General features: G+C 70.8%; 18 protein-coding genes. 7 read left to right on the forward strand and 11 right to left on the reverse strand.

Annotated features, from left to right (window positions below):
* The first annotated feature begins 30 nt into the window (after nucleotides 1-30).
* Entirely contained in the window at nucleotides 31-744 is a 714-nt protein-coding gene (locus AC0L6F_RS06215; RefSeq protein ID WP_473539580.1) for an MBL fold metallo-hydrolase, read from the forward strand.
* Nucleotides 745-787: 43 nt separating this feature from the next.
* On the opposite strand, the gene AC0L6F_RS06220 is transcribed toward AC0L6F_RS06215, so the two are convergent.
* From AC0L6F_RS06220 to AC0L6F_RS06250, 7 genes are all read right to left on the reverse strand, one after another.
* Entirely contained in the window at nucleotides 788-1,378 is a 591-nt protein-coding gene (locus AC0L6F_RS06220) for a ClpP family protease (RefSeq protein WP_259612499.1), read from the reverse strand.
* Nucleotides 1,375-1,998: a ClpP family protease gene (locus tag AC0L6F_RS06225; RefSeq protein WP_473539581.1), complete on the reverse strand. Its 624-nt coding sequence runs from the start codon at nucleotides 1,996-1,998 to the stop codon at nucleotides 1,375-1,377. Before AC0L6F_RS06225 ends, AC0L6F_RS06220 begins: the two co-directional genes overlap by 4 nt.
* 368 nt (nucleotides 1,999-2,366) lie before the next feature.
* Nucleotides 2,367-3,764 carry a glycosyltransferase gene (locus AC0L6F_RS06230; RefSeq protein ID WP_473539582.1) on the reverse strand — a complete coding sequence of 466 codons (1,398 nt, stop codon included), beginning with the start codon at nucleotides 3,762-3,764 and terminating at the stop codon, nucleotides 2,367-2,369.
* A 4-nt stretch (nucleotides 3,765-3,768) separates the two neighbouring features.
* A complete protein-coding gene (guaA, locus tag AC0L6F_RS06235) occupies nucleotides 3,769-5,355 on the reverse strand; it encodes a glutamine-hydrolyzing GMP synthase (RefSeq protein WP_473539583.1) in 1,587 nt (528 codons plus the stop codon).
* The gene (locus AC0L6F_RS06240; RefSeq protein ID WP_274637669.1) at nucleotides 5,352-5,819 is read right to left on the reverse strand and encodes a DUF3817 domain-containing protein; all 468 of its coding nucleotides are present in this window, start codon (nucleotides 5,817-5,819) and stop codon (nucleotides 5,352-5,354) included. The genes guaA and AC0L6F_RS06240 overlap by 4 nt, the downstream gene beginning before the upstream one ends.
* A 9-nt stretch (nucleotides 5,820-5,828) precedes the next feature.
* Nucleotides 5,829-6,647: an SURF1 family protein gene (locus AC0L6F_RS06245; protein WP_473539584.1), complete on the reverse strand. Its 819-nt coding sequence runs from the start codon at nucleotides 6,645-6,647 to the stop codon at nucleotides 5,829-5,831.
* A complete protein-coding gene (locus tag AC0L6F_RS06250; protein WP_274638532.1) occupies nucleotides 6,644-7,762 on the reverse strand; it encodes a GuaB3 family IMP dehydrogenase-related protein in 1,119 nt (372 codons plus the stop codon). Before AC0L6F_RS06250 ends, AC0L6F_RS06245 begins: the two co-directional genes overlap by 4 nt.
* 285 nt (nucleotides 7,763-8,047) lie before the next feature.
* On the opposite strand from AC0L6F_RS06250, the gene AC0L6F_RS06255 reads away from it, so the two are divergent.
* Nucleotides 8,048-8,911 carry an endonuclease domain-containing protein gene (locus AC0L6F_RS06255; RefSeq protein WP_274637667.1) on the forward strand — a complete coding sequence of 288 codons (864 nt, stop codon included), beginning with the start codon at nucleotides 8,048-8,050 and terminating at the stop codon, nucleotides 8,909-8,911.
* A 161-nt stretch (nucleotides 8,912-9,072) separates the two neighbouring features.
* Here AC0L6F_RS06255 and guaB read toward each other — a convergent pair whose 3' ends face one another.
* Complete coding sequence (gene guaB, locus AC0L6F_RS06260) at nucleotides 9,073-10,575, reverse strand: IMP dehydrogenase (RefSeq protein ID WP_274637666.1); 1,503 nt, start codon at nucleotides 10,573-10,575, stop codon at nucleotides 9,073-9,075.
* Nucleotides 10,576-11,051: 476 nt separating this feature from the next.
* On the opposite strand from guaB, the gene AC0L6F_RS06265 reads away from it, so the two are divergent.
* From AC0L6F_RS06265 to AC0L6F_RS06280, 4 genes are all read left to right on the forward strand, one after another.
* Nucleotides 11,052-12,257 (forward strand): ABC transporter permease subunit, encoded by a 1,206-nt coding sequence (locus tag AC0L6F_RS06265; RefSeq protein WP_473539971.1) that lies wholly within the window; start codon nucleotides 11,052-11,054, stop codon nucleotides 12,255-12,257.
* A 1-nt stretch (nucleotide 12,258) separates the two neighbouring features.
* Nucleotides 12,259-13,236: a branched-chain amino acid ABC transporter permease gene (locus tag AC0L6F_RS06270; protein ID WP_274637664.1), complete on the forward strand. Its 978-nt coding sequence runs from the start codon at nucleotides 12,259-12,261 to the stop codon at nucleotides 13,234-13,236.
* A gap of 154 nt (nucleotides 13,237-13,390) precedes the next feature.
* On the forward strand, nucleotides 13,391-14,284 hold the full coding sequence (locus AC0L6F_RS06275; RefSeq protein ID WP_259613197.1) for an ABC transporter ATP-binding protein: 894 nt from the start codon (nucleotides 13,391-13,393) through the stop codon (nucleotides 14,282-14,284).
* Nucleotides 14,281-15,018, forward strand: a complete 738-nt coding sequence (locus tag AC0L6F_RS06280; protein WP_473539585.1) for an ABC transporter ATP-binding protein — start codon at nucleotides 14,281-14,283, stop codon at nucleotides 15,016-15,018. Before AC0L6F_RS06275 ends, AC0L6F_RS06280 begins: the two co-directional genes overlap by 4 nt.
* 86 nt (nucleotides 15,019-15,104) lie before the next feature.
* Here AC0L6F_RS06280 and AC0L6F_RS06285 read toward each other — a convergent pair whose 3' ends face one another.
* The 3 genes from AC0L6F_RS06285 to groES form a co-directional block, all read right to left on the reverse strand.
* Nucleotides 15,105-16,376 carry an ABC transporter substrate-binding protein gene (locus tag AC0L6F_RS06285; RefSeq protein WP_274637662.1) on the reverse strand — a complete coding sequence of 424 codons (1,272 nt, stop codon included), beginning with the start codon at nucleotides 16,374-16,376 and terminating at the stop codon, nucleotides 15,105-15,107.
* Between the two features lie 122 nt (nucleotides 16,377-16,498).
* Nucleotides 16,499-17,440, reverse strand: coding sequence for an EamA family transporter RarD (gene rarD, locus AC0L6F_RS06290; RefSeq protein WP_473539586.1), 942 nt, complete (start codon nucleotides 17,438-17,440; stop codon nucleotides 16,499-16,501).
* An 81-nt stretch (nucleotides 17,441-17,521) separates the two neighbouring features.
* Complete coding sequence (gene groES / locus AC0L6F_RS06295) at nucleotides 17,522-17,818, reverse strand: co-chaperone GroES (RefSeq protein ID WP_017203655.1); 297 nt, start codon at nucleotides 17,816-17,818, stop codon at nucleotides 17,522-17,524.
* 148 nt (nucleotides 17,819-17,966) lie between these two features.
* On the opposite strand from groES, the gene AC0L6F_RS06300 reads away from it, so the two are divergent.
* The gene (locus AC0L6F_RS06300) at nucleotides 17,967-19,157 is read left to right on the forward strand and encodes a class I SAM-dependent methyltransferase (protein WP_473539587.1); all 1,191 of its coding nucleotides are present in this window, start codon (nucleotides 17,967-17,969) and stop codon (nucleotides 19,155-19,157) included.

Here is a 19,157-nt window from a genome sequence, read left to right on the forward strand (position 1 = left end):
ACCCGCCCCACACGCCCGGGAGGCACCCCCATGGAGCTCGGACCCCACCTTCGCCGGATCGGCAACGACATCGTCGCCGCCTATCTGATCGTCACCGACGACGGCATCACCGTCATCGACGCCGGCCTGGCCGGGCACTGGCGCGACCTGCAGGACGAGCTGCGCGACATGGGCCGTTCGCTCGCCGACATCCGGGGGCTGATCGCCACGCACGGCGACTCCGATCATCTGGGGTTCGCCGAGCGGCTGCGGCGCGAGGCCGGCGTCCCGGTCTACGTGCACGCCGCCGACGCCGATCGCGCCCGCGGCGGCGACAAGCCCAAGACCGCCTGGGGCGCGATGCGGTTCGGCGCGGTCCTCGGCTTTCTGGGCTACAGCATCCGCAAGGGCGGCATGCGCACGACCTGGCTCACCGACCTGGTCGAGGTGCACGACGGCGACACCCTCGACCTGCCCGGAGCGCCGCAGCTGATCGGCATGCCCGGGCACTCCCCCGGCAGCATCGCCGTGTACTCGCCCGTGGCGCGGGCGGTCTTCGTCGGCGACGCCCTCACCACCCGCAACGTGCTCACCGGCCGGGCCGGCGCCGCCCCGGCTCCGTTCACCGACGACCCGGCGCAGGCGCTCGCGTCGCTCGACCGGATCGCGGGGCTGGACGCGGAGTGGGTGCTCCCCGGTCACGGCACACCGTGGCACGGCTCGCCGCAGGCCGCCGTCGACGCCGTGCGCGCGGCGGCCGGCTGAGCCGCCGCGCCCCGTCCCGGGCCCCGCGGGGCCCGGGACGGGCTCATCGAGCCGAGGCGAGCACCCGATCCGCGAGGCCGTAGGCCACAGCATCCGCCGCCGTGAAGAACCGGTCGCGGTCGGTGTCGGCGCGCAGGCGCGCGGCGTCCTGGCCGGTGTGCGCGGCGAGGATCTGCTCGACGTCGCCGCGCACGCGCACCAGCTCGTCGGCCTGCACGATCAGGTCGGGGATCGCCCCGGTGCCCTGCCCGGCCGGCTGGTGCAGCACGACCCGCGCATGCGGCAGCACGGCGCGCTTGCCGGCCGTGCCGGCCGCAAGCATGACCGCGCCGACGCCGACCGCCTGCCCGATGCACGTCGTCGCCACGTCCGGCCGGATGTGCTGCATGGTGTCGTACACCGCCAGCATCGCCGACGGATCGCCGCCTTCACTGTTGATGTAGAGCTGGATGTCGCGCTCGGGGCTCTCGGCGTCCAGATGGAGCAGCTGCGCGATCAGCACGTTCGCCACGCCCGCGTCGATCGCGGTGCCGAGGTAGACCACCCGCTCGCTGAGCAGGTGCGAATAGACATCCATGATCCGGTCGCCGCGCGGGTTCTGCGCGATCACGTTCGGGATGGTGTACCCGCTCATGCCGCCGCTCCCTCGGTGCTGATGCCCACCGGTCGGCGACGGCGGGGGACCACATCGCCGAATTCGCGCACGATGCCGTCGATGAAGCCGTACACCTGGGCCTGCTCCGCCGTGTACCAGCGGTCGTGCAGCGAATCCTCGAACACGCGCTCCGGGCTCTGCCCGGTGTCGGCGGCGATCAGTCCGAGCACGGTGTCGCGCAGGTGTCGCAGATCGTCGGCCTGCGCCTCGACCTCGACGGCCGACCCGCCGATGCCGGACGAGCCCTGGTGCATCAGCACCCGCGCGTGCGGCAGCGCCCGCCGCTTGCCGGGGGTGCCGGCCGAGAGCAGGAACTGACCGGCGCTGGCGGCCATCCCGAGCACCAGGGTGGCGACGTCGTTCGGGATCAGCCGCATGACGTCGCGGATCGCCAGCATCGCCGGCACCGACCCGCCCGGCGAGTGGATCCACAGGGCGATGTCGGATGCGGCATCCTCGGCCGCCAGCGCGAGCAGCTGGGTCGCCAGCAGGGTGCCGTTGTCGTCGTCGAGCGGCCCGTCCAGGACCAGCACCCGCTGCTGGTACAGCTCACGGCGGGCCGTGTCGCCGAAGGCCGGGTGCTTCGTGTCTTGTGTCATGGCTCCAGGTTGGCGTCCGATCCCGCGGTGCGGGCCGGTATCCGCTGGGTGCGGATCCGCCGGCGGCGGAGCCGGGGCTCGGCGGGCCGCGGCTTGGCGGGCCGGGGCTTGGCGGGCCGGCGGGCCGGGGCGGCAGACTCGGCGGGGCGACGGGCCGGGGCTTGGCGGGGCGGCGGGCCGGGGCGGCAGGCCCGGCAGCGCGGCGGGCCGGGGCTTGGCGGGCCGGGGCGGCAGGCTCGGCGGGGGCGGCGGGGCCGCGGGCCGGGGTGGCCGGCTGGCGGCGTCGCAACGGCAGGCCCGATCGACCTCTTCCCCGCCGCCACAGGCAGCGGGGGCACATTCAGCCTGCCGTTGCGACAGGTGTGAGGTCAGACGCGGCGCGACGGGGCCGCCAGCACGTCCCGCACGGCGGCGGCCAGGGCATCCATCACGTGCTCCGGATCGACCCGCCGCGCCGCCTGCACCGCCTCGCGCGACAGCCGCACGCGCAGGTCGGGGTCGTCCAGCACCTGCACCAGCGCGCGGGTCAGGCCGTCCTCGTCGCCGTCGGCCACCAGGATGCCGCCGCCGTCGGCGAGCGCATCCCGCGGCCCGTACCGCACGTCGTACGACACGACCGGGCAGCCGTGCGCGAGCGCCTCGACCACGGCGAGCCCCTGCCCCTCGAACGCCGAGGTGAACACGAGGGCGGATGCCTCGTCCAGCACCCGGCCGGGATCGTCCGTGCTCCCCCGGAGCGCGACGTGCGCGCAGAGGTGGAGCTCGGTGATGAGGTCCTGCAGCGCCGCCCGCTGCGGGCCCTCGCCGTAGATGTCCAGGCGCGCCTCGGGCACCACCGCGACGACGCCGGCGAACGCCCGGATCGCCTGGTCGATGCGCTTGCCCGGCGCGAGCCGGTTCAGCATGACGACCCGGCCGGCATCCCGCTCGGCCGGCGGGACGACGGATGCCGCGGCGGCCACCCCGTGCGGCACCACCACGTGCACCCCGTCCAGCCCGAACCGTGCGCGCGCATCGGCGCGCTGCTCGGCGGTCAGCCACAGCACGGCGTCGAACCGCTCGGCGAGGCCGAACCAGCGCGACCAGAGCGCGTTGACCGGAGCATCCGGACGGTACGGCGGTTCGAGGTGGATCGTGTGGATCGCGTGCACGAGCCGCACGCCCTCGTCATCCCAGCCGGCCAGCAGCTCGCCGAGCTGACGCGACTCGCACAGCACGACGACCGGACGCCCGACGTGCCCCGCGCGCAGCCCCTGCACGAGGTGGTCGAGCCAGGCCCGGTACAGCGCGCCGAACCCGTCCAGGGCGCCGGCGATCGACCCGTCGGCGGCGTACACGACGACCGCCGCCGTGCTGACATGCCAGTCCGGATCGCCGGAGATGACCGGCAGCGCGACCGCGGGCCGGCCGCGTGGGTCCTCGATGACGCGGTACTCCAGGGCCGGGTCCGGCTCGCCGGTGTGCGCGGCGTCCCGCAGCCATCGCGCCGCGCCGCCGACGGGGTCGGATGCCTCGTCGAACAGGTTGCGCATGCGCGCCGGCGAGGTGATCAGCGCGCGCTCGTCGAAGACGCGGCGGTGCCGGGCGTGCTCTTCGGTGGTGCCGGGATCGACCGTCAGCAGGAGCGGACCGTCTCCCCCGTGCACGCCGGCCTCGGCCATCTGCCGCGCCCGGGCGAGCGTGGCCAGCGTGTAGCCGCCGTCCATGTCGGGGATGAGCCGGCTGGACAGGACCAGGTAGTCCGCGTCCGGGAATGTCGCGCTCATCGCGCTACTCCCATTCGATGGTGCCCGGGGGCTTGCTGGTGACATCCAGAACCACCCGGTTGATCTCGCGCACCTCGTTGGTGATCCGGTTGGAGATCTTCGACAGCACGTCGTACGGCAGCCGCGTCCAGTCCGCGGTCATCGCGTCCTCACTCGAGACCGGACGCAGCACGACGGGGTGCCCGTAGGTGCGGCCGTCGCCCTGCACCCCGACCGAGCGCACATCGGCCAGCAGCACGACCGGGCACTGCCAGATCTCGCCGTCCAGCCCGGCTTTGCTCAGCTCTTCACGGGCGATCGCGTCGGCGTCGCGCAGGATCTCCAGGCGGTCGCGGGTGACCTCGCCGATGATGCGGATGCCCAGTCCCGGACCGGGGAACGGCTGACGGCCGACGATCCCCTCGGGGATGCCGAGCTCGCGGCCGATCTCGCGCACCTCATCCTTGAACAGCGTGCGCAGCGGCTCGATGAGCTCGAAGTCGAGATCCTCCGGCAGCCCGCCGACGTTGTGATGGCTCTTGATGTTCGCCGTGCCGGTGCCGCCGCCGGACTCCACGACATCCGGGTACAGCGTGCCCTGGACGAGGAACCGGATCGGAGCGCCGCCCTCGGCCCGCGCCTCCTCGACGAGGTCGCGCTGCACCTTCTCGAACGCGCGGATGAACTCGCGCCCGATGACCTTGCGCTTCTGCTCGGGATCGGTGACGCCGGCCAGCTGCTCGAGGAACGTGTCCGCGGCATCCACGGTGATCAGCCGCACCCCGGTGGAGGCGACGTAGTCCTGCTCCACCTGCTCGCGTTCGCCCTTGCGCAGCAGACCGTGGTCCACGAACACGGCGGTCAGCTGGTCGCCGATCGCCTCGTGCACGAGCGCCGTCGAGACCGCCGAGTCGACGCCGCCGGACAGCGCCGAGATCACCCGGGCGTCGCCGACCTGCGCGCGGATGCGCTCCACCTGCTCGGCGATCACATTGCCGCTGTTCCAGTCGGCGGCCAGGCCCGCGGCCTTGTGCAGGAAGTTCTCCAGCACCTGCTGGCCGTGGGCCGAATGCCGCACCTCGGGATGCCACTGGACCCCGTAGAAGCACTTCTCGTCGTCGCCGAACGCGGCCACCTGGGTGGCAGGCGTGGAGGCCAGCACGGTGAAGCCGGCCGGCGCCTGCGCCACCTGGTCGCCGTGGCTCATCCACACGTTCTGGTCGACGGGCTGACCGCCCAGGAGCACGCCGCCGTCGCCGACGATCCGCGCGTCGGTGGCGCCGTACTCGCGCAGTCCGGTGTTGGCGACCTCGCCGCCCAGCGCGCGCGCCATCATCTGGAAGCCGTAGCAGATGCCCAGCGTCGGCACGCCGAGGTCGAACACGTCCGGGTCGAGCTGCGGGGCGCCGTCTTCGTACACCGACGACGGTCCGCCGGACAGGATCAGCGCGACCGGGTTCTTCGCCGCGATCTCGGCGGCGGTGGCGGTGTGCGGGACGATCTCGCTGTACACGCCCGCCTCGCGCACGCGCCGCGCGATCAGCTGCGCGTACTGCGCTCCGAAATCGACGACGAGGACCGGCCGCTGCGAGGTCTCAGTCTGTTCGGTCACCGGGCTCCTTCGGTGGCGGGGGCGCCGGCATCGGATGCTGCGGCTTCACGCTCGGACAGGTAGTGCTTCACGTCGCGGGCGACGATCCCCTCCATGATGAACGACAGGAAGGGGACCACGCCACCGGCGGCCAGCATGATGAACCGCCAGAACTGCCAGCGCATCAGACTCCACACCCGGAAGCAGCTGAACAGGTAGACGACGTAGAACCAGCCGTGGATCACGAGGATCGTCATGTTCAGGTTGAGGCCGTCGCCGGTGGACTGGCCGTCGTAGCTGACCGGGGACAGGTACAGGAACCCGCCGGTGCCGCCCAGGAACAGCTCCTGGCCGAAGCCGTATTTCATCACCATCTCGGCGACCAGCAGCAGCAGGAACGTGCCGGTGATGACAGAGCAGATCTGGTAGAGCTTCAGGGCGCCACGAATGGCAGGGAAGGACGCCAGTTTCGGGGCGAGGGGCATGCCCCCATCCTATCCGGGCGAGTTCTCCTCCAGCTCTTCCACTTCCTTCTCCCAGGCATCCCGGGCCAGCCGGTACCAGAGGTAGAACGCGAAGCCGGCGAAGACCGCCCATTCGGCGGCGTAGAAGAGGTTCAGCCAGTTCAGCCCGCTCTGCCCCTCCGGGGCGGGCGCTGCGATCGTGACCAGGCCGTCGGGGGCGGCGTCCGAGATCAGGTAGGGACGGTACATGTCCAGCCCGGCGATGTCGTGCCAGCGGCTGAGCAGGGCCGCCGGCGACATGGTGGTCATCGCCAGCGGATCGTCGCGCGGCGGCACCTGCGGACCCTCGTCCGAGACGACCCGCCCGGTGACCGAGGTGGCCTGCCCGGCCTCGGCGTTCAGGGCGGCCGCGGCATCCTGCGCCTGCTGCCGGGTGGGCGCCCAGCCCAGCGCGACCGCGAGCGAGGTGGGGGCTGCGGCATCCACCCGGAACTGCCCGGTGACCCAGAACCCCTCCGCGTCGCCGTTCATCCGGCGCGACACGATGAGGAAGTCGTCGGCCACGAAGTGTCCGTCCGTCGTCGCCTTCTGCCCAACCAGCGGGGCGTTCAGGTACTCGCCCGGCTGCACGACGTCGGTGAGCGGGACGACCCGCTCGGTCTGGCCGCTGTCGACGGGGACGGTGTCCAGCGCCCGGCCCAGCTGCCACTGCCCGAGCCAGGCGAACACGCCCGCCACGATCAGGCACAGGGCGAGCATCGCGAGCCACCGCGGGCGCAGCAGGACTTCGCGCAGCGTGGGCGGGAAGACCTCGGGGAGGTCGTCCGTCCCGGGACGGGTCTCGCTCATTCCACCCCGTACGGGGCCACGACGACCTCGACGCGCTGGAACTCCTTCAGGTCGGAGTACCCGGTGGTGGCCATGGACTTGCGCAGCGCACCCACGAGGTTGGCGGTGCCGTCGGCGACCGGGGCCGGTCCGTACAGCACCTCTTCGAGCGAGGCGACCCGGCTCACCGGCACGCGGCGTCCGCGCGGCAGCTGGGTGTGGTGCGCCTCGGCGCCCCAGTGGAACCCGCGGCCCGGGGCATCCGTGGCCCGCGCCAGCGCGACGCCGAGCATGACGGCGTCCGCGCCCATCGCGAGCGCCTTCACCAGCTCGCCCGAGGTGCCCACGCCGCCGTCGGCGATCACGTGCACGTATCGGCCGCCGGACTCGTCCATGTAGTCGCGGCGTGCGCCGGCGACGTCAGCGACCGCGGTCGCCATCGGTGCGTGGATGCCGAGGGTGGCCCGGGTGGTGGATGCCGCTCCCCCGCCGAACCCCACGAGGACGCCCGCCGCGCCGGTGCGCATGAGGTGCAGCGCCGCGGTGTACGTGGCGGCGCCGCCGACGATGACCGGCACGTCCAGGTCGTAGATGAACTTCTTCAGGTTCAGCGGCTCGGCCACCGACGAGACGTGCTCGGCCGACACCGTCGTCCCCCGGATCACGAACAGGTCCACGCCCGCGGCCACGACGGTCTCGTAGAGCTCCTGGGTGCGCTGCGGGGTGAGCGAACCGGCCACGGTGACGCCGGCCTCGCGGATCTGGGCGATCCGGTCGCGGACCAGCGCCGGCTTGATCGGCGCGGAGTAGATCTCCTGCATCCGCCGGGTGGCGTCGCCGTCGGCGAGGGCGGCGATCTCGACGAGCAGCGGCTCGGGGTCGTCGTACCGGGTCCACAGGCCTTCCAGGTCGAGCACGCCGAGCCCGCCGAGCTGACCGAGCATGATCGCCGTCTGGGGGCTGACCACCGAGTCCATCGGCGCGCCGATCACCGGGATGTCGAACTGGTAGGCGTCGATCGACCAGCCCGTGGAGACATCCTCGGGGTTGCGCGTGCGACGCGAGGGCACCACGGCGATGTCATCGAACGTGTACGCCCGGCGGGCGCGCTTGGCGCGACCGAGCTCGATCTCCATGCTCACTCCTCCACCCTACGCGAGGCATCCACCACCCACGCGAGGCATCCCACCCGCCCGCGACCCGCCGCCCGCGCATGACCCCGGCCCGCAGCATCCCCTCACAGGGTTCGGAGGATCACGCCAAGCTCGGACGTATGCCCGGGAATCATCCGAGCTCGGTGCCATCCTCCGAACCCTGGGAACGGGTCCGGCCCCTCCTCCCCAGGCGCCGTCGCAGTGGAACCGTCCACCGAAATGGATGCCGCTTCCCCGCGGATGCCGCGAAGGTTCGAGACTGCGAGGATGAGACGGACTCTCGACCAACTCACCGATTGGCTCCTCGCGCGCGACGGCATCGCGCATCGTGACGACCTCCTGCGTGCCGGATTCCCGCTCGCCCTGCTGCGGGCATTCGTGCGGACGGGCTGCGCCGAGGCGATCAGGCGCGTATGGATCGCACTCCCCGGCGCGGACCCGCAGCTCGTCACGGCGGCACGGGCGGGCGGAAGGGTCTCGTGCATCACCCTCGCTGGGCGCAGGAAGTGGTGGATGCCGGAGGACGTGGGCAGCGGCATCCATCTGCATCTCCACCCGCGGGCGGGTTCCGCCCGGCTCGGCGAGGACTGGATCGGCGTGCTGCACTGGGCGAAGCCCGTCGCGCCGCTGCCCGGCCGCACGCTGTCGGCGACCGTCGAAGACGCCCTCGCGCACGTGGCAGTCTGCCTGCCGCACGACCTCGCGCTCGTGGTGTGGGAGTCCGCGGCGCGCATCGAATCCCTGGCCCCGAACTACCTGCGCTCGCTGTCGTGGACCACGTCGGCGGCACGGCAGCTCGCCGACGCCGTGGTCGGTCTGTCCGACTCGGGGCTGGAGACGCTGGTGGTCGCGCCACTGCGGCGCTGGGGACTGCAGGTCCGTCAGCAGGTCCGGCTCGCCGGCCGCTTCGTCGATCTGGTCATCGGCGAACGCCTGGTCGTGCAGATCGACGGGTATGAGTTCCACTCCTCGAGCGCGCAGCGCACCCACGACATCGCGCACGACGCCGAGCTGCGCCTGCGCGGCTACACCGTGCTGCGCTTCAGCTACGCCCAGATCGTGCACGACTGGCCGGCGGTCGAGCGGACGATCCGGCGCGCCGTCGCGGCGGGGCTCCACCGTGCGGCGTGACGCCCCTCACGGGGTTCGGATGATCGCGCGGATGTCGGAGGATTCCGCGCGGATCATCCGAGGTTGGCCCGATCCTCCGAAGTCTGGGATGCTCCCGCCGGCGCGCGTCCGGCGCCGTCAGCCTCGGCCGTCATCGAGGCGGATGCCCCGGCCCGGGTGCCCTACTTCTTGTAGTTGGGCGCCTCGACCACGATCTGGACGTCGTGGGGGTGCGACTCTTTGAGGCCGGCGGCGGTGATCCGGACGAATTTTCCACGCTGCTTGAGCTCGTCGACGGTGCGCGCGCCGACGTAGAACATCGACTGGCGCAGTCCGCCGATCAGCTGGTAGGCGACCGCGCCCAGCGGGCCGCGGTACGCGACCTGGCCCTCGATCCCCTCGGGGATGAGCTTGTCGTCGCTGGGCACGTCCGCCTGGAAGTAGCGGTCCTTCGAGTACGAAGTCTTCTTGCCGCGCGTCTGCAGCGCCCCGAGCGAACCCATTCCACGGTACTGCTTGAACTGCTTGCCGCCCTGGAACACGATCTCGCCGGGCGACTCGTCGGTGCCGGCGAACAGCGATCCGATCATCACGGCGTCCGCCCCGGCCACGAGCGCCTTCGCGAGATCGCCGGAGTACTGCAGTCCTCCGTCGGCGATGACGGGCACGCCCGCCTCGCGCGCGGCGAGGGACGCCTCGTACACCGCGGTCACCTGCGGCACGCCCACACCGGCGACGATGCGGGTGGTGCAGATCGAGCCCGGGCCCACGCCGACCTTGACGGCATCCACCCCGGCGTCGATGAGCGCCTGCGCGCCCTCGCGGGTGGCCACATTGCCGCCGATGACGTCGATGCCGGCGAACGACGGGTCGCCCTTCAGACGCGAGATGATCTCGATCACGCCCGCCGACTGCCCGTTCGCGGTGTCGACCACCAGGACGTCCACGCCCGCGTCGCGCAGCGCCTCGGCGCGCTGCCAGGCGTCGCCGAAGAAGCCGATCGCCGCACCGACCCGCAGCCGGCCCTGCTCGTCCTTGGTCGCCAGCGGGTACTTCTCGCTCTTGTCGAAGTCCTTGATCGTGATCAGGCCGGCAAGCCTGCCGTCCTCGTCGAGCAGCGGAAGCTTCTCCACCCGGTGCTCGGCGAACGTCGCGATCACCTCGCCGGCGCTGATGCCGACCGGTCCGGTGATCAGGCCCTTGGTGGTCATCACGTCGCGGACCTTGGTGGTCTGCCGCTCGAAGCCCGATACGAACCGCATGTCGCGGTTGGTGATGATGCCGACCAGGCGCCCGTCCGGATCCACGACCGGCAGCCCCGAGATGCGGTACTGCGCGCACAGCGCGTCGACCTCTTCGATGGTGGCATCTTCAGTGGTGGTGATCGGGTTCGTGATCATCCCCGACTCGCTGCGCTTGACCTGGTCGACCATGCCCGCCTGGTCTTCGATCGACATGTTGCGATGCAGGATGCCGAGCCCGCCCTCGCGCGCGATCGCGATCGCCATCCGCGCTTCGGTGACGGTGTCCATCGCCGCCGAGATCAGCGGCGTCGCCACCGTGATCCGCCGGGTCACGCGCGAGGAGGTGTCCGCCTCGCTCGGGATGACGTCCGTGTGGCCGGGCAGCAGCAGGACGTCGTCGTACGTGAGGCCGACGAAACCGAAGGGGTCGGGCTGATCCATTGATTCTCCTCTCGCCCCGCGGGGCGCGCTGGCGGCGGCGGGCGTCCTCGGCGTGGAAGAGGCGGCCCTCCACCGATACTGATTGTAATCGCGTGGAGCACCCGTGCATTCCCGCTGCCGGGCGCCTGACGTGCCATCCAGACGGATGCCGCGGGCCGCCGCGTTGCGAAGATCGATCGATCTCGCGCATCCGCGGGACAACCGGCGCGCGGCACGTTACGCTCGAACCGCACGCGAGGCGGCGACGATACCCGACGGCGCCGCGATCGACTCAGTGTGGAGGATGCGTGAGACTCAGGACGACGGCGCCGCGCCGACCCGGAAAGTGGCGCGTCGCGCTGCTGAGCGTGGCAGCGGCCGCGCTCTTCCTCCTCGTGCAGCCGGCGGCCGCGGCATCCGCCGCCGACCACCCGGCCACCGCGCCCGCCGCCGCGCACGCCCCCACCGTCGCGCTCGCTCACGGCGCAGCCGCGGGACTGCCGCGGCCCGCCGACGAGAACGCGCCGAAGACCGACTTCTTCTTCGCCGGCTTCATCTCGTACAAGGACAAGCCCCTGGCAGGGGTGGTCGTCTCGATCGAGGGCAACGGCTTCTCGGCGAAGACGAAGACCGACGCCGAGGGATCGTGGAAGCTGTACGTGCCCAAGAAGGCCACCTATACCCTCACCGTCGACGAGGCGACGCTGCCCGAGGGCGTGATCGTGAAGGGCGAGTCCGCCTCTCGCGAGGTCACGTTCGGGCTGACGAACACCGCGTACGTCAACCTGTTCCTCGGGCAGGGCGAGCGGGTCACGCAGTCGTTCGCCTCGCAGCTGCTGACCCGGCTGGTCAGCGGCGTCAACTTCGGGCTGCTGCTCTCGCTCGCCTCGATGGGCGCGGCGCTCATCTTCGGCACCACGCGGCTGACGAACTTCGCGCACGCCGAGATGGTGACCTGGGGCGGGGTGATCGCGCTGATCGCCTCCACCTGGTGGCATCTGCCCCTGTGGCTCGCCCTGGTCGTCACGGTGGTGGCCGGTGCCGGGCTCGGCTGGGGGATGGATGCCGGGCTGTGGAAACCGCTGCGCCGCAAGGGGCTGGGCACGGTGCAGCTGATGATCATCAGCATCGGCCTGTCCTTGGCGCTGCGGTACGCCTTCGAGTTCATCATCGGCGGCGGCACCCTGCAGCTTCCCGGGTCGAGCCCCAAGCCGCTCCAGCTCGGACCGATCTCGCTGTCCTACATCGACATCGCGAGCATGGCGGTCAGCCTGGTGGCGACGCTGGGTGTGGCGTTCTTCCTCACCCGCACGAGGATCGGCAAGGCGACACGGGCGATCTCGGACAACCCGCAGCTGGCCGCCGCCTCCGGGATCAACGTGGACCGCGTCATCCGCATCGTCTGGTCGGTGGCGGGCCTGCTCGCCGCCGTGTCCGGCGTGCTGTGGGCGTACTACCGCCCCGGGGTGAAGTGGGACATGGGAGTGCAGATGCTCCTGCTGATCTTCACCGCGATGACCCTCGGCGGTCTGAACACGGCGCTCGGCGCGTTCGTGGGGGCGCTCATCGTCGGCATCGCCGTGGAGACCTCGACCCTGTGGATCCCCTCGGACCTGAAGTACGCGAGCGCGATGGTGGTCCTGATCGTGATCCTGCTGGTGCGACCACAGGGACTGCTCGGACGCAAGGAAAGGCTCGGCTGACATGGACTGGGGACAGATCTTCAGCAACACCGCGAGCTACCTGCTCAGCCCGGTGACGATCGCCTACGCGCTGGCGGCCACCGGCCTTGCCGTCCACTTCGGGTACGGCGGCCTGCTGAACTTCGGCATGGCCGCGTTCATGGCCGTCGGCGCCTACGGCTACGCCATCTCGGTGCTCACCTTCAGCGCGCCGTGGTGGCTGGGGATGCTCATCGGTCTCGCCGCCGGGGCGCTGTTCGGCCTGCTGCTCGGCATCCCGACGCTGCGACTGCGCGTGGACTACCTCGCGATCGCGACGATCGCGTCCGCCGAGATCATCCGTCTGCTGTTCACGACGCAGCTGTTCAACAAGTGGACCGGCTCGGCCGAGGGACTGGCCAACTTCAACGCCGGATTCAACAGCGCCAACCCGTTCCCGCCGGGCCGCTACGGCTTCGGCCCGTGGACGTACACCGCCGCCCAGCTCTGGGTCGTGGTGTTCGGTCTCGCGCTGCTGGCCGTCTCGCTCCTGCTGGTGTGGTCCCTCGTGCGAAGCCCGTGGGGACGGGTCCTGAAGGGAATCCGCGAGGACGAAGACGCCGTCCGATCGCTGGGCAAGAACGTCTTCGCCTACAAGATGCAGGCGCTCGTGGTCGGCGGTGTGATCGGCGCGGCCGGCGGCATCGTGTTCGTCCTGCCCTCGGCCGTGGTCCCGGGCAGCTACACCACCTCGCTGACGTTCTTCCTCTGGGTGATCGTGCTCCTGGGCGGGGCGGCGACCGTCTTCGGACCGACCCTCGGCGCGGTGCTCTTCTGGGTCGTGCTCGCCTTCATGAACAACCTGCTCCCGGCGCTGGCTGCCGCAGGCTGGCTGCCCATGTCGACCAGCCAGGCCAGCGTCATCCAGTTCATCCTCGTGGGCATCACGCTGATGCTGCTCGTGATCTTCCGCCCGCAGGGCATCCTCGGAGACAAGAGGGAGATGACCTTTGTCAAATAGCGAGCCAAGCAGCACGCCGGGCAGCGAGCCGGGCAGCACGCCGAGTGGAGAGCCGACCGACGGTGCCTCTGCGCCGGCCCCCGGCACCCATCGTGCGAAGACGACCGGCCTCGCCCAGGGCGAGCCGGTTCCGGGTGTCGCCAAGGTCGACCCGATCCTGAAGATCGACGGCGTCACCCGCTCATTCGGGGGTCTGGTCGCCGTGGACGTCGACCACCTCGAGATCCCGCGGGGCGCGATCACCGCGCTCATCGGCCCGAACGGTGCCGGAAAGACGACGCTGTTCAACCTCCTGTGCGGGTTCGACCGGCCGAACGCCGGGGCATGGTCCTACGAGGGCAGGAACCTCGCCGGGGTGCCCTCGTTCAAGGTCGCCCGCATGGGTCAGGTGCGCACGTTCCAGCTGACCAAATCGCTCTCCCTGCTCACGGTGCTGGAGAACATGAAGCTGGGGGCGCGGGACCAGACCGGCGAGCGATTCTGGCAGAGCCTGTTCCCGTTCCTGTGGCGTGCCCAGGAGCGCGAGATCGAGCAGAAGGCGCGTGAGCTGCTGGCGCGCTTCAAGCTCGATGAGAAGGAGAAGGACTTCGCCGCGTCGCTCTCCGGCGGGCAGCGCAAGCTGCTCGAGATGGCGCGTGCGCTGATGAGCGATCCGCAGCTCGTGCTCCTGGACGAGCCGATGGCGGGTGTGAACCCGGCCCTGACCCAGTCGCTGCTCGGGCACATCCTGGATCTGAAGGACCGCGGGATGACCGTGCTGTTCGTCGAGCACGACATGCACATGGTGCGCCACATCGCCGACTGGGTCGTCGTCATGGCGGAGGGTCGGGTCGTCGCCGAGGGACCGCCCGACAGGGTGATGGAGGAGCAGGCGGTCATCGACGCCTACCTCGGCAGTCATCAGGACGTCGACCTGGGCGTGGTCACCGGCCGGATCTCGGGCGAGCTGAACACGTCCGCGATCGACCTGCTCGAGGAGATCGATCAGGAAGTGCAGAGGGAGACCGTCGACGAGGACGGGACCGACGGGAAGGGGCGTGACGCGTGAGTGAGAGCGGAGCTGTCGTCGAGGTGGACGACGTCACCGCCGGGTATCTGCCCGGCGTCGACATCCTGCACGGGGCGAGCCTGGTCGCTCAGAAGGGAGAGCTGGTCGGGATCATCGGCCCGAACGGCGCCGGCAAGTCGACCCTGCTGAAGGCGATCTTCGGGATGGTGCAGGTCCGGGGCGGCGATGTGCGGCTGCACGGCGAGAGCATCGTGGGGCTGAAAGCCGACAGGCTGGTCTCGCGCGGGGTGGCGTTCGTCCCGCAGACCAACAACGTGTTCCCCTCGCTGACCATCGCCGAGAACCTGCAGATGGGCCTCTTCCAGAATCCGAAGGCGTACGCCGAGCGGCTCGAGTTCGTCACCGGCATCTTCGCCGAACTCGGCGGCCGCCTGAACCAGCGTGCCGGCTCGCTCTCCGGCGGCGAGCGCCAGATGGTCGCCATGTGCCGGGCGCTGATGATGGACCCGTCGGTGCTGCTGCTGGACGAGCCCTCGGCGGGGCTGTCGCCGGTGCGGCAGGATGACGCGTTCATCCGCGTCTCGGACATCAACAAGGCCGGGGTCACCACGATCATGGTCGAGCAGAACGCGCGCCGCTGCCTGCAGATCTGCGACCGCGGCTACGTGCTGGATCAGGGCAAGGATGCCTACGAGGGCACCGGACGCGAACTGCTGAACGACCCGAAGGTGATCGGGCTGTACCTGGGCACGCTGGGCACCGAGGCGGCGTAGCCGGCTCCGCGTCAGGCTGCGGCATCCCCGCACGGATGAGGGCCCCGGACTCTGCGAGTCCGGGGCCCTCATCCGTCACCGGTGGATCAGTTGGTCCGCTCCGGCGTGTTCTTCGCGTTGTACTTGTAGATGCCGATGACGGCGCCCTGCGGGTCGTTCTTGTCATCGAACTTGCTCATGCCGGAGTACCCGTGGTACGCGGGCACCTTCCCGGACTTGATGAGGTCCGCGCAGTCGGCGAACGAGGTGCACTCGGTGCCGTTGCCGGAGCCGCCGGACACCTCCTGCATCTTCGCGCCCATGGCCGCGCCCTCGGTGGACTTCGCCTCCAGCGCCGACAGCGCCATCAGCACCGCGGCGTCGTAGGCCTCACCCGCGTAGGTGAAGTCGGCGATCTTCTTGTTGCCCTTGCCGGTCCAGTACGTGTCCAGGCGCTGGGTGAAGTCGTCGGCCAGGGCGGGTCCGGGCTTGGTGCCCTGCGCGCCCTCGAGCGAGACCGGGAACGAGCTCCCGTAGTCGGACAGGTTTCCGTCGACCATGTAGAAGTCCTTCGCCGGGATGCCGGCGTTGACCAGCAGCGGGCCGATGGTCTTGAACTGGTCGAACGTGATGATCGCGACCGAGTCGGGATTGGCCGCCTTGATCGTGGCCACCTGGGCGTCGAACTGCGAGTCGCCGACGTTGAAGGACGCGTTGGCGACGACCTGGCCGCCGGACGCCTCGAACGTCTTCTTGATCGCCTGGTAGAGACCGTTGCCGTAGGCGTCGTTCTGGAAGATCACGCCGAGCGACTTCTTCTTGTCCTGCGCGAGCAGGTTGCCCAGCACCTCGCCCTGCAGCAGGTCGCTGGGAGCCGTACGGAAGTACAGGTGGTCCTTGTTCGGCCAGTCGGTGAAGTCGGGCGACGTGTTCGACGCCGACACCGTCAGGATCCCCGCCGAGATGTTCCCGTCCAGGATGAGCTTGGTGACGCCGGATGCCGCAGCCCCGACCATCGCGGTGATCCCCGCGCTGCGCAGCTTCGAGATCGATGTCTCGTAGGCCTTCGTGTCGGTGTCGCCCTCGTCGGCGGCTGTGTAGTCGATCGTGATGCCGGCCTTGGCGTCGTTGATCTCCTGCACCGCGAGCCCGACGCCTGCCTCCTGGGGAGGACCGAGGAAGGCCAGTGATCCAGTCTCCGGCATCAGTGAACCGAGCTTGAGCGTGAGCTCGGTCGCCGGACCGCTGTTGCCGCCGCTCGTGTCACTCGGGTTGCTGGCGGGCGAGCCGCTGCACCCGGCCATCACGACGGCGACCGCGCCCGCAAGGGCGATCGCCGCGATCGCCTTGCCTCCGCGCAGGCCTTTCATTCCGTTCATGGTGCTCCTTTGCTTGAACGTGGTCGTGCCACGCTGGGTGTTCTCACCTTATTGGCACCCGGGCTCGCTTGGCGGGAACCGACGTATCAGTGCGTTAACGATCGCGGCGCGACATCCGTCGTTCAGGCGATCTCAGCGACATCCGCCACGCCGCGTCGGCGACGCGCGTTCAGCACCGAGTCGACCGACAGCACCACCAGTGCCACCCACACCAGGCTGAAGCCGACCCAGCGCTCGGGCGGCATGTCCTCGTGCAGGATGAACGCGCCGGTGAGGAACTGCAGGATCGGCGTGAGGAACTGCAGCAGACCGATCAGACTCAGCGGCGCCCGGCGCGCACCCGCGGCGAAGAAGAGCAGCGGAACGGCCGTCACGACCCCCGCCAGCGACAGCAGCACCGCATGCACCGGTCCGGCAGAGCCCATGGTCAGCCCGCCGGTCACGCCGACCCAGACGAGCATCACGGCGGCCACCGGGGTGAGCCAGGCGGTCTCGAGGGTGAGTCCGGTGACCGCATCGACCGAGCCGCCCACCCGGTTCTTGGCCAGCCCGTAGGTGCCGAACGAGAACGCCAGGAGCAGGGCGATCCACGGCACCTGGCCGTACCCGACGACGATCACCACGACGGCGATCAGGGCGATGCCGATCGCCGCCCACTGCGCCGGGCGCAGCCGCTCGTGCAGCACCAGCACGCCCAGCAGCACCGTGACGATCGGGTTGATGAAGTAGCCCAGGCTCGCCTCGATCACGTGACCGCTGAGGGTGGCGACGAGGTAGGTCGTCCAGTTGACGAAGATCAGGACACCGGCCGCCGCCGTCCAGCCGAGCACCCGCGGCTGCCGCAGGACCGCCGCCAGCCGACCCCAGCCGCGCGTGACGGTGAGGGCGAGGGCGCAGAAGACGAGGGTCAGCAGCACCCGCCAGGCCACGACCTCCCACGGACTGGAGGGCAGGAGCGCGAGGAAGTACAGCGGGAACAGCCCCCACAGCAGGTACGCGAAGAACGCGTACACACCGCCGCGCACGGCGCCGTTCGGCTGCCGGCGGGTCTGCTGCGGTGTCACCGGTCCAGCCTAGGCTCGCGCGGCACCGGGAAATGACGAGGGCCCGGATGCCGCAGCATCCGGGCCCTCGTCGTGTCACGACTAGCGGACGACGACCGCCAGCACGTCACGCGCCGACAGGACGAGGAACTCGTCCGCGCCGAACTTGACCTCGGTCCCGCCGTACTTGCTGTAGAGCACGCGATCCCCGACGGCGACGTCGAGCGGAACGCGGTTGCCGTTGTCGTCGATGCGACCCGGACCCACGGCGACGACCTCGCCCTCCTGGGGCTTCTCCTTCGCGGTGTCGGGGATGACCAGACCGCTCGCGGTGGTCTGCTCGGCCTCGACCTGCTTGATGACGATGCGGTCCTCGAGTGGCTTGATGGAAACCGACACGGTCTACCTCTTCCTGTGTGTGAACTACCGAGTTGAGACTGAAGACTCGTTAGCACTCCAACCTGTCGAGTGCTGATCCCAGTTTAGGCATCAGTTGGCACTCACGCAACGCGAGTGCCAACCGATGACGTCCCCTTACCCTGGAGGGATGGAGATGTCCGAGCTGACGGCGCTGCTCACGCCCGAGGGACTGCGCCTGCTGGACGAGCTCGGCCCGGTGGCCTCGACGGCGGATGCCGCCCGCGCGGTCTCGCGTCTGCGCAAGGCCGGGCACTCCCCCGACCTGGTGTCGGCGGTGGTCGGCCAGGCGCATCTGCGGGCCAAGGGCGTCGCGAAGTTCGGCGACTTCGCCGCACGGATGCTGTTCACCCGCGCCGGACTGGAGCAGGCCACCCGGCTCACGGTGGCCGCCCATCACGCACATCGGCTGCGGACCGCCGGCATCGGACGGGTCGCCGACCTGGGCTGCGGCATCGGCGGCGACGCCCTGGCGTTCGCGGCGGCCGGGGTGACCGTGCAGGCGGTGGACGCCGACGAGGTCACCGCGGCGATCGCCGCGTACAACCTGGCGCCGTTCGGCGCCGCGGTCACGGTCGCGCAGGGGGAGGCCGAGGCCACTGATCTCCAGGGTGCGGACGCGCTCTGGCTGGACCCGGCCCGCCGCACCGCCGGCCACCGCGAGACGCACCGGGTGGCGGCGGAGGACTACTCCCCGTCCCTGGACTGGGCGTTCGCCACCGCCGAGCGGATCCCGACCGGCATCAAGCTGGGCCCGGGTCACGACCGCGACCGGCTGCCGGAGGCCGCCGAGACCCAGTGGGTGAGCGCCGACGGGTCGGTCGTCGAACTCGTCGTGTGGACCGGGCGCCTGGCCCGCGACGGCGTGCGCCGCTCAGCGCTCGTTCTCCGCGGCGAGCAGACCCACGAGCTGACCGCGTCGGCGGACGCCGACGACGCTCCGGTGCGGGAGCTCGGCGCATTCGTGCACGAGCCGGACGGGGCCGTCATCCGTGCCCGCCTGATCGGCGACGTCGCCCGGCAGCTGGAGGGCGGGATGCTGGACGAGCGCATCGCGTACATCACCGGCGACGCGGCACTGACCAGCCCGTTCGTGCAGTCGTTCCGCGTGCGCGAGACCCTGGCCGCGACGCCGAAGGCGATCAGCGCGGCGCTGCGGGCGCACGGGATCGGCACGCTGGAGATAAAGAAGCGCGGCGTCGACGTCGACCCGGCGGTCTTCCGCCGCCGCCTCACCCTGTCCGGCGACGGATCGGCGACGCTGATCCTGACCCGGGTGGGCGACCGGCGCCTCGCGCTGCTCGCCGACCGCGTGGGCTGA

It is taken from the genome of Microbacterium sp. G2-16M, from assembly GCF_055809115.1.